At 66.5% G+C, this 8,292-nt stretch carries 6 protein-coding genes and 1 CRISPR repeat array; of the genes, 4 read left to right on the top strand and 2 right to left on the bottom strand.

Annotation, left to right across the window (positions count from 1 at the left end; genetic code table 11):
- The 4 genes from E1284_RS35695 to E1284_RS35710 all read left to right on the top strand — a co-directional run.
- Positions 1 to 743, top strand: a 743-nt coding sequence (locus E1284_RS35695) for a thiopeptide-type bacteriocin biosynthesis protein (RefSeq protein ID WP_207924138.1), incomplete at its 5' end; no start/stop codon positions are given.
- Positions 740 to 1,816, top strand: coding sequence for a lanthionine synthetase C family protein (locus E1284_RS35700; protein ID WP_131944579.1), 1,077 nt, complete (start codon positions 740 to 742; stop codon positions 1,814 to 1,816). The genes E1284_RS35695 and E1284_RS35700, both read left to right, overlap by 4 nt.
- Before the next feature lie 16 nt (positions 1,817 to 1,832).
- Complete coding sequence (locus E1284_RS35705) at positions 1,833 to 2,603, top strand: thiopeptide-type bacteriocin biosynthesis protein (RefSeq protein ID WP_131944580.1); 771 nt, start codon at positions 1,833 to 1,835, stop codon at positions 2,601 to 2,603.
- A gap of 662 nt (positions 2,604 to 3,265) precedes the next feature.
- A CRISPR array of direct repeats spans positions 3,266 to 3,538; the repeat unit is 29 nt; unit sequence GTGCTCCCCACGCCCGTGGGGGTGGTCCG.
- A 53-nt stretch (positions 3,539 to 3,591) separates the two neighbouring features.
- Positions 3,592 to 4,242 carry an SMI1/KNR4 family protein gene (locus E1284_RS35710; RefSeq protein ID WP_131944581.1) on the top strand — a complete coding sequence of 217 codons (651 nt, stop codon included), beginning with the start codon at positions 3,592 to 3,594 and terminating at the stop codon, positions 4,240 to 4,242.
- 59 nt (positions 4,243 to 4,301) lie between these two features.
- On the opposite strand, the gene E1284_RS35715 is transcribed toward E1284_RS35710, so the two are convergent.
- Both E1284_RS35715 and E1284_RS35720 read right to left on the bottom strand, forming a co-directional pair.
- Positions 4,302 to 6,086, bottom strand: a complete 1,785-nt coding sequence (locus E1284_RS35715; RefSeq protein ID WP_131944582.1) for a hypothetical protein — start codon at positions 6,084 to 6,086, stop codon at positions 4,302 to 4,304.
- A gap of 1,572 nt (positions 6,087 to 7,658) precedes the next feature.
- Complete coding sequence (locus E1284_RS35720) at positions 7,659 to 7,997, bottom strand: hypothetical protein (protein ID WP_131944583.1); 339 nt, start codon at positions 7,995 to 7,997, stop codon at positions 7,659 to 7,661.
- Positions 7,998 to 8,292: the final 295 nt, after the last annotated feature.

An 8,292-nucleotide genomic window follows, 5' to 3' on the forward strand; every position in this document is an offset into this window, starting at 1 on the left:
CCCTTCAGCACTGGCCGGGACGGTCGCGGTGGCTAGACGCCCGCGTGTTCAGCCGATCCCCAAGCATCCTGACCGACATCCTCGCCCACCTCCTCGAACTCCCCACGGGCTGGTGGTTCCTGCGCTACCCCGACCCGACCCCGCACCTGCGACTGCGGGTCCCACTGCGCGAGGACGAGTTGTTCGCGGGTGCCGCCCATGACCTCGCCCTGTGGGCGGAGCGTCTGCACGACGACGGCCTGGTGACCGAATACTCCCTGGCGACGTACCGGCCGGAGACCCGCCACGGAAGCGGCCCAGCCCTGGCCGCGGCCGAAAAGGTGTTCGCCGCCGACTCCCGCACCGTCCTCAGGCGGCTGTCGGGTGACCGGGAGGCCGCCACGGCCGCCGGGATGATCGCCGTCGCCCACGGGTTCACCGGCGGCGACGGCCTGAGGTGGCTTATCGACCATGTCCCGCACCGCAGCGGCCCGCGCCTGGATCCCGCCCAGCTCGCCCGCATCACCGTCCCGGACGACGACGCGGAGCTGGCGGAGGCGCTGGCCGCCTACCGGGCCCTCACCGACCAGGATGGGATGGACACCGACCAGGTGCTCGCCGACCTGCTGCACCTGCACCACGCCCGCACGATCGGCGTCGACACCGCATCCGAGCGGCGCTGCCTGCGGCTGGCCCGTACCGTCGCCCACACCGCTCTGCACACCGGGCACCACCGTGAAGACGCCAAGGCCGACATCCGATGAACAGGGGGCAGAACCTCGCCGAAGGGGCCGCCGGCATCGCCCTGCTCCACCTGGAAACCGGCGACTGGGAGGCGGCCTACGCGGCGCTGCAGGAGGCCGTCGCCGAAGGCGTCAGCGTCGCCGCCGGCGCCAGCCTGTACTACGGCGCGCCCGCGCTGGCGTTCGTCCTCGCCGCATCCGATCGGGCAGGTCTCGACCAGGCCAGAGCCGTCACCGCTGCCGGGACCGCGACGGTGACGCGCCACCGCCTGGAGGCCGCCCACCGGCGCATCGACCAACGCCGACGACCGGCCTACGCCGAGTTCGACCTCATCCGCGGGCTGACCGGCCTCGGCGTCGCCATGCGCCGTATCGGCACCCTCGATCTGCTCGGTGAAGTACTGACCTACCTGGTCCGGCTCACCGAGCCGCTCGACGGGCTCCCCGGCTGGTGGTGTCCGACCGGCCCTAACCGCACCACGCCCGGTCCTGCCGGAGGCCACAGCAACCACGGGATGGCACACGGGATCACCGGGCCGCTCGCCCTCATGGCACTGACGATGCGCGACGGCCTCCACGTCGACGGGCAAGCAGCGGCGCTCAACCGCATCTGCCAGTGGCTCGACCACTGGGAACGCCAAACCGAGACCGGCCAAGCGTGGTGGCCGGAGATCCTCACACTGGACGAGCTACGCCGCGGCAGCAGCGCGCAGCGAGACCCGTGGCGGCCGTCCTGGTGCTACGGGACACCGGGCATTGCCCGCGCCCAGCAACTCGCCGCCCACGCCCTCGGCGATACCGCACGGCAGCACAAGGCCGAGGCGGCGTTCACTGCGGCCGTGAGCGACCCCGAGCAACTGGCACGCCTCACCTGCCGTGGCCTCTGCCACGGAACCGGCGGCCCGCTGGCGGCCGGACGCCAAATCTCCGCTGACGCCCTCACCCCAATCCCCGTCGCCCACCTGCTGGAGCGGCACCGGCGGACCGCACCCAGATCCGACGAGCCGCCCGGCCTCCTCGACGGGACGGCCGGCGCCGACCTGGCCGCCACGGGGACCGCGACGTCCTGGGACGCCTGCCTCCTGCTGTGCTGACGAAGGACCCCCGACCATGAACGACACCTCCGACAACTCCTCCTGGACGCAGGTCAACATCGCCTTCCCCGGTCAGAACGCTCGTGAGCGCGAACGGCAGGCGGTCGCCCATCTAGCGCGCGTTCTTCCCCCTGCCGAGACCGCCGGCCTCATCACCTCATGGTTCTTCATCCGCAAGGGGCGTTGGCGCGTCCGCTACCGCCCCGCCGAAACCCGCGGCCGTGACAGCGTTCGCTCCCAGCTCATCCGAGGCGTCGACTGGACCGGCGACATCTACGAACCCGAAATCCACGCCTTCGGCGGCCACCCAAGCATGGACACCGCGCACAAGCTGTTCCACGCCGACAGCCGCCATCTGCTCACGTTCCTCAACGGCACCCCCGCAGACCGCAGGGAACGGTCCCTGATCCTCTGCACCGCACTAATGCGGGCCGCAGGCCTAGAGTTCGGCGAGCAAGGAGACGTATGGGCCCAGATCGCTGAACAGCGCTCCGTGCTTCGCGGCGAACTCCCCGACCCGGCGACATGGAGCTCCTTCACCAACGACGTCCGGCAGCTCCTCACCGGCCAGGCCCAGCGCGACGACATCGGGCACGACTGGCTCACCGCGTTCCAGAACACCGGCGGACAGCTGAAATCCTTGCGGGAGCACGGCCAGCTCACACGGGGAATCCGCGCTGTGACCGCCCTCCACGTCATCTTTCATTGGAACCGCATCGGTCTCACCGGCCCCACACAGGCGATGATCGCGCAGGCTGCCAAGGACGCGATCTTCACTTCTGGCTGACCAAGGTGCTGTGCACCGGCGCCCAAAGCAACACAACGAGCGGCTCGCGGGGACCCCCGAGCGCTCCGACGTCCCTGCCAGCCCGCCACTTGCGACCGGGACGCGGCGTCATCACGCTTCGCTGCCGTCACCGAGCACGCCACCATTCACGTCAAACATCATCCACCCCGGCCCAGCAACCACCACCGCACGATCGAGTTTGTGGGTGAGGTGGTGATCGCCTGTCATTCCAGGGTGATGCGGTCCTTCAGCAGGCTTCGGATGACCAGGTGGAGCACCTTGAGAGCAGCCTCTAGGTGGGAAAGCGGTGTTGGTACCGAAATGGACCGTCCGGCAAGCGGCAGCAGGGGCAACACTGACGATCGCCGGGTCTCGGACCGATGCCACGAGGTCATGGCGGTGCTCGACACAGGTCCACGCACCCACATCGCCAAGCAGAGAGCGGACATCGGCATCGACAGCAGGCGGCTGACGGCTGGCGGCGCCATCGCACCCACTGCCTCGGGCGCTGCCGCGCCAAGGCAGGCGCAGACGCAGACTCCCCGGCAGTTAGTGAAGACTGCGACACCCCATGCCCAATAGTCTCGTAACCGTGACACCACCATCGACAGCCGGAATGTCTCAAAACGGCAACGGGACTCCATAGGCCCAGGTCAGAAAGGGTGCTCCCCACGCCCGTGGGGGTGGTCCGGCCCGGCTACAGAAGGACGCCACCGACGATGCGTGCTCCCCACGCCCGCGGGGGTGGTCCGGCATGGCTTGACTCATCAGTGCACGGGTAGCCGTGCTCCCCACGCCCGTGGGGGTGGTCCGGACAGGACTTGGGTTTCATGCGCCGTGTCGTTGTGCTCCCCACGCCCGTGGGGGTGGTCCGTCATGCTCGCGTACCGCCTCGTGGTGGCCGTAGTGCTCCCTATGCCCGTGGGAGTGATCCGATCTCGCCCTACAGAGCGGTGTCGAACCGGGCACCGCTTCGTAGTATCGGTACATGAGCACCGACGCTGACGGCATCGAGCAGCTGACGGCGGCGTGGGGGCGGATCGAAGCCTGGCTTGGGGCGCACGCCCCGGCCTCCGCCGCGCTGCTGCGCGCGCCGGCCAGTGAAGCCGGAATCGCCGCGGCGGAGTCGGCCCTGGAGGTTCAACTTCCGGCGACGCTGGCCGCCTGGTACCGGATACATGACGGGATGGCCGAAGACCAGAGCTCCGAGGCGCCGCACGTCGCCGGGATCCTCCCGTCGCGCAAGACGATGTTGCCGCTCGACCGGGTGGTCAGCGAGTACCGGACGCGTACCGGGGACTGGGCGCGGGAGGCGGGCATCGTGCCGTTCGCGCGGACGCCTGGGGATGGGTGGTCGGGCTGGTACATCGATGCGCGCAGAGATGCACCTTCTTTCGGCAACCTCGGTTCCTGGGCGGTCGATCAAGCGGACGAGCCCTACCCGTGGCCTTCGGACGGGTGGCCGCTGCCCGACTGGCTGACGGAGACGGCCGCCGCGCTCGAGCAGGGACGCCCGTTGAGGCGACCGGACGGCACTGAAGAGACAGGGGATCGGCCCGCGCTGTACCTGGGCGGCTTGACATGGGTAGACGCGCGGGACTTGCACATCGACGCGGTGGTGCTCGACGGGCCCCGGTGACCGGGTGTGGTTGGGGCAGACCCGACTGGTGTGCCCCAACCACGTTGGTGCGGGCCCGGCTAGGGCAGCGTCACGGTGCACTGCACGGGCACCGCGGCGGCGTCACAGTTCTGGAAGCCCGGGGTGTCCACCCAGTAGGGGTCCTTGTCCAGCAGCCGGTACTTCAGACTGAAGCCGCCGGAGAAGGGTGCCATGGAGCCGGTGTTCATCCAGTTGGACATCGCCGAGCGACCACAGACCTCCTGGAAGGTCGGCGCTGGCTTGCGCTCGTCGTCGTACAGGTGCCACTCGCCCTGTGTGACGCGCTTGGCGTAAGTCTGCAAGCACTGGTCGCCTGAGGTGACCGGGTTCAGGCCGTCCATGGTGGCGGGCATCCCGCCAGAGTTGTAGGAGGCGGCGAAGGCGAACTCGTCACAGCTGGCCACATCAGTGCTGCTGATCTCTGTGAGGCGTGTCGTTTCCGGGTGACCATAGGTTTTGGCCCATCCCGTCGGGCAGATCACATCTCGGTTCTTCTGCGGGTCACGGTTCCAGGAGTTCTTCCCCGCCGCCGGGAGGAAGAGCATCGGCTTGTCGTACTGTTTGACGCCGGGGTGGTTGGGTGACTTGGCCTGGATCAACCATGCGTGCGCGGCAGCGGCGGGATACTTCTTGGTGTTGAAGGTCCAGGTTGGCACGTACTTGGAGAACGTGCAGCCGGGAGTGTTCTGGGAAACGGTGTCGCAGCGGATCGCCGCGTCGGCGGCGCCGTAGCGGGCCGCGGACGGGTTCGCCATCTGTGCCCAGGCGCTGATTTTTGTGCTCAGGTAGACGTTCTCGGTGACACCAGTTACAGCTCCGCCGGTCCAGGAATGGTTAATGGTTCCTTCGGCGATGTGCTCGTCTACCAGGGGGGCCCATTCCAAGGCACCGTCCCAGTGCATGGAGGTGGTGTCGGTGACGCAATTGGCCGCCACACAATTGAAGTCCACGTTCAGCGTGATTCGACCGAATCTCGAATCGATTGGCCCGACAGGGAACAGGACCAGCTTCTCGGCAATAAGGCCGCTATTGCCTCTCAGTTGATATTCGTGGTGGATAGCCCAGGAAGCATTGATGACCTCGCCAGTGGGCTTGCCGTCCCGGATGATGACGCCTTCGTATTCGTATGTGAAGGTGGCGAGGCAGGCCTCATAGCGCTTGATATGCGAGTTGGCGAGGCCCGCACACCAGTCCACCAGCGGCGCGGACTTGATTTGCGCCATGGCGGCGGCAAGAGCCTTGCTGGTCTTGTCGTTGACGTTGCGCACAATGCGCGTGCAGGGCTGGATTCCGGTTTTCTCGTTGAGCGCCCCACAACTCCAACCCTTGCGTCCATCGATGCGTGGTGCGACCGACTGGGCAGGAGCGCTTTGCGTTCCTGGCTGACCGCCGGAAGGGACATCAGGATCCCAGGCAGGCTGAGGGATCTGCTGCGGCTGCTGAAAATCGTCCTGATTCAGCGTGGGCGCGTCCTTATCCGGCTCCGGGAGCTTGATGTCGACGGCGCGATTGCGGATTTTGAACTTCGCCCACGGAGACCAGGTGGTCTCATACAGGCTGCCGTCATAGGCGGAGGTATGGAATGCGTAAGTCACGCCGGGCTTGAGGGCGCCGGAGGGCACGGTGACCTGGGCGGTCTTGCCAGAGGCGACGAAGTCGGACACCAGGACGCCGTACGGGTTGGCATCGGTGAGCTTGACCTGGGCCTTCGGGTTGCCGGAGGCGTCAGTCGTCCAGACTTCGAAGGTTAGGTTTGCCGTGTCGCCGTCGGCATCCGTGACGGTGTTACGCAGGACGGCCATCGAGGTGTTGACCTGCCACACTCCGCTGGCTTGGCTGAACGGTGGGCCGGCCTGGGGAGTCCTGCCCGACACCGGGCGGCTGCCGCTCCTGACCTGCGCCTCCGGGCCGGCCGCCGGTCTACTCGAGGGAGCTGCGGCGGGATCGGGGCTAGGGCTGAACTCGCTGCCGGGCGAGGCAAGAGCGGGCCCGGACCCCAGCAGCAGAGCAGCTACCGCACCAATGGCCACAAGAGCCCGAATGCCAAGTCGCTCAAGCCGTTTTAACACGTACTTGCCCTCCTCGTTTGCCGTGAGACTTGTCAGAGGCAATGCACCAGACCTCAACAGAAAGGCCGATTGGCGACGGATGGAGCAAATGTGATCTTGACGCACCCCGCACCGATGCGCAACCCCTCTCGCCGCCATGTGCGACCGCTCACTCATGCCCACTTATGCCATTGTCGCTGGTCAATCAAGGGCATAGTGGGGCCACAAGGAGGAATCATCTTTTTTTCGGGTAGACCGCTACTCAGTTTCAGCCAGACCGAAAAGAAGAGATTTCAGAATGCAACTCCAATACACAAGAAGCAAGCCTTAAGGCCAGGGAGAGCACTTGCAATGAAGCCTGTGCCGATCGTTTTGCTTACAAGCGTTCAGCAGTTAGCTCTCAGCTGAGGCGAATGGGCTGATCGACCGATTACAAAAGTTCCCATGAACGGCCAGGGGGCCATTCGTAGTAGTATGCAGCCTGGTATTGCTCTATCGCGTTGGCCGGGACGTCTGCGGTCACCGACCGGGTTGCCGTGACGCTTGCCTCATGCCCGGATTTGCACAGATACTGTAGATCAGACTCAGCACCGCGGCCGCTCATGGATCCTTCGGCTGCCTCGACCGCCTTGAGACGACGTCCACCCTCAATGAACGTTGCGCTGCCCATCCCCGCGTGGGCCAGGAGTCCGGGTGCCATCGCCAGTAGCCGCGACGGCAAGCAAGGCCAGCAGGTCGGGTTACTGCACATCCCATACCAACTGCGTTGGAACAAACTCCGCCGAAATCGGTAATCATCGCAGTGCTTCGCTGTACATTGACGGGACGGCCGTCCCCACGCCTGGCATAGACCCGGGGACGGCCGCCAGTACACCACGGGGCCGGAATCGAAGGTTCTACTGCGCTGGCCAGGTGGCCGCCAGCACACCCTTGACCGGCCGGATCAGGCACCGACTGAAGCTTCCTGGCCGACCCACGCTCCTGGCGACAGCGGCGGCAAGCCAGGGTGGCGCCGCCGTTAAAGAGGGGGTGTTCGTAGTCGCGGACGATCTCCGCCTGCTGCGGACTGTCATCGTCACCGGCCAAGCTGTCTCATCACCCGAACGATCTCCGGCTGCGCGGTGCCGAACTCCAAATCACCTGCGACCGGACGTGCCATGCCCGATGAGCCCCACGTGCGGCGGGACTGAGCATGAACCGAAGAAACTCGCTCTGCTGGGGTTGCTACTCCTCGGCGAGGTGTACGAGGCGGCGCAGACCTTGGCCGCACAGGTCGGTCTTTTTGAGCACGTGCAGCGGCAGGTCGGGAGCCGGCCAGATCTGGAAGAGATAGATCTCTTGTGATCGCTACTCGCTCAAATCGTATGCGATGTCGCGGCCACGAGCGGGTGGGCGGACCCGGTAGAGCCCCGGCCCGGCCGGAGCCGGAGTGAGCACCGGCAGGTCCGGCGGATCATCCATCAGACAGTGCACCATGAGCAAGGACGGCTCGTGGTCGTGGATCTCAATGTGCACCGCGACGTTGCCGCCAGCGATTCCTGTCTGAACGATGACCGCTTCGCGCGTTGGGGAGATGAGCCGTCCGGCCTCCTCGGGCACGAAATCCTGATGCTCCGGCTGCATGAGGAAGAACTGGTGGTAATCGTTACGAGTCCACGCCGGACCGTGCCGGGCGATCAAGGTCATCGAACTGTCCCTTCGCGGGTGCCAGGGCAGCGGTCCAGGTGCCGCCGCTGGCGGCGGTGCGTTGCCGGTCGCGGTGTTGTGGTGGTAGCCGAGTGCTTGAGCGACGACGGGCGCTGGGGGCTTGGAGGACGAACGGCTGGAAGGCGGCGGCGCGGATGACCGTCAGTCTGAAGCGCCCCGGGTCGGATGGAGGCTCGTTTCCCTGAGAGGATCGAGTCATGGCACGTCCGTCCCCCTATCCCCCTGAGCTGCGCAGACGCGCGGTCCGCATGGTGGCCGAGGTCCGCCCGGACTA

The organism is Actinomadura bangladeshensis (assembly GCF_004348335.1).
Lineage (GTDB): Bacteria > Actinomycetota > Actinomycetes > Streptosporangiales > Streptosporangiaceae > Spirillospora > Spirillospora bangladeshensis.

What these genes read in the sequence shown, in the direction of transcription:
- E1284_RS35710 (WP_131944581.1), top strand. Translation starts at nt 3,592, where the DNA reads ATGAGCACCGACGCTGACGGCATCGAGCAGCTGACGGCGGCGTGGGGG.
- E1284_RS35705 (WP_131944580.1), top strand. Translation starts at nt 1,833, where the DNA reads ATGAACGACACCTCCGACAACTCCTCCTGGACGCAGGTCAACATCGCC.
- E1284_RS35700 (WP_131944579.1), top strand. Translation starts at nt 740, where the DNA reads ATGAACAGGGGGCAGAACCTCGCCGAAGGGGCCGCCGGCATCGCCCTG.
- E1284_RS35720 (WP_131944583.1), bottom strand. Translation starts at nt 7,997, where the DNA reads ATGACCTTGATCGCCCGGCACGGTCCGGCGTGGACTCGTAACGATTAC.